This is a genomic window from Trebonia sp., from assembly GCF_049794275.1.
Lineage (GTDB): Bacteria > Actinomycetota > Actinomycetes > Streptosporangiales > Streptosporangiaceae > Trebonia.
This window is the reverse complement of the sequence record NZ_JBARCR010001071.1, coordinates 1-1,877: the sequence shown is the minus strand read 5'-3', so window position 1 is coordinate 1,877 and position 1,877 is coordinate 1. Positions and strand designations below refer to the sequence as shown.

At 70.3% G+C, this 1,877-nt stretch carries 2 protein-coding genes and 1 pseudogene; 1 reads left to right on the top strand and 2 read right to left on the bottom strand.

The annotated features are described in order from the left end of the window. Positions 1–533: pseudogene (locus tag WA805_RS26805) on the bottom strand (hypothetical protein); the annotation flags it as partial. Between the two features lie 43 nt (positions 534–576). Beyond that, positions 577–1,131, bottom strand: coding sequence for a SigE family RNA polymerase sigma factor (locus WA805_RS26800; RefSeq protein WP_422282485.1), 555 nt, complete (start codon positions 1,129–1,131; stop codon positions 577–579). Positions 1,132–1,751: 620 nt separating this feature from the next. On the opposite strand from WA805_RS26800, the gene WA805_RS26795 reads away from it, so the two are divergent. Then, positions 1,752–1,877 (top strand): HIT domain-containing protein (locus WA805_RS26795; protein WP_422288486.1); only part of this gene is annotated, 126 nt, incomplete at its 3' end.

Here is a 1,877-nt window from a genome sequence, read left to right as displayed (position 1 = left end):
GGGGCCGCGGTGCTCCCGGGACCGACCGGGTTGGCGGTCGCCGTGTTGCGCGCGCCGTTGGTCAGCGTCCCGCCGCCGCCCCCGTTCCGCGTGCCGTTGCCGTCGGTGCCCGCACCGCCAGACGTCTGGCCGCCGGTCAGCACGTTAGAGGTGACATGACCGATCGCCTGGCGCAGCGGCGGCACCGCCAGCGTGACGAGCGCGATGAACGCGACGCCGGCCAGCACGGCAACCGGCCGCAGCCAGTTGGCGCCCATTGTCCGGTTGGCGCGCGTCGCCCACCTGGCGCCCGGCCAGGCCACCGCACGGGGCCGGGGCACTGACTCAGGCCAGGCCCAGTGCCCGTGCCAGACCCAGTACCGCGCGCGGCTGACGGCGCCGCCGACGACGCTGAGCAGCCACGGCTGAGGCGGCCGCCGCGCGGTCCTCGCGCGGATCCGCTCGAGCGCGTCGGATGCGGGCTCGACGCCGTCGACCGCGGCGGTCAGCTCCCGCCGCAGCGTGGTTTCCAGGTCTCCGTGGGGGACGGTCATGCCGCCACCACCGTGCCCGTCGAGCATCCGCCCGCTCGCCGAGTCATGACGTCTCCAGCTCCAGTATCGATTTCAGCGCCGCCATCGCCCGTGCGGTGTGGCTCTTCACGGCGCCCCTGCTGATTCCCATCGTCGCGGCGATGTCGGCTTCGGACAGGTCGGCGTAGTACCGCAGCACGACGGCCTCCCGCTGCCGGTCCGGCAGCATGCGCAGCGCGGCGATCACCGCCGAGCGCTCGATGAGCGCGAGCGCGCCGTGTTCCGCGCTCGGCTCGTCCGGAGCCGGCTTGGGCGCGTTCTTGTCCACCACCGTGCGGTGCCGCAGCACCGACCGCGACCTGTTGACGACCGCCTGCCGGAGATAGGAAAGCGCCTTCTCCTTCTCCCGCAGCCGCCGCCAGGCGGTGTGCATCGCCTCGAAGGCGTCCTGCACCACTTCCTCCGCGGTCGGCACGTCGTGCACGAGGAGCACGGCAAGCCGCACAAGCGACTTGTACTCACCGTGGTAGATCTCGGTGACAAGACGGTCGGCGTCCCATGCGGAGGCCGCCGGCCGTACGTCGGGGACGAGCGCACTCGCCGCGAGCGTTTCTGTCACTTCTGTTGGACGCGCGACCTTACCTGAAGGTTCACCATCTCCGTCGAGGTTTGCGCTGGCATCCTCGCTGACCGGGGCTGTCGCGGTGATGGCGACGGGATCGGTATCGGCACCGTTGGCGGTGCCATGAGTGCCGCTGACCGAGGCTGTCGCGGCGCCGGCCGCGGGAGCCGCGGCGTCCACGAGCAGGACGGCGTCCGCGGCAGGGCCATCCAGCGCGGCCGTAGCCTGCGCGGACTGGCCATGCACGATGGCGTTCACGGGGTCATTGCCCACGCGTGTGCCGCTTTCTCGCAACTGCGCGCGGCACGGTGCGGCGTGCCGCGACAGTCTTGCACTGCCCAACCCACATTCGGTAACTCCACCCCAGAGACCGCCGCAAGATTGCGGAAAGACAAGAATATCCACCGCGGTTGGGCCGCCGAGCGCAGTTACCGGAATCAACCGGAACACGCGGATCGGCGGTAACCTGCCTACCGACGAGTAATGCGTAACTTCTGCGTAAATTCATTTCCGCGTCAGGAAGCGCCCTCCAAAGGACCGAGGAGGCCTGTGCCCGCGGCCAGGCCGAGCGCGAGGTCCTGGACCCGCCACCGCCGCCCGGCCATTATGATCGTACTGTGCCAGAGTGCTTGTTCTGCGGTATCGCGGCCGGGGAGATCCCGGCCACGGTGGTGCTTGACGGTAAGCGCGTCATCGCCTTCCGGGACGTCAACCCGCAGGCGTCCACGCACGTCCTGGTGATC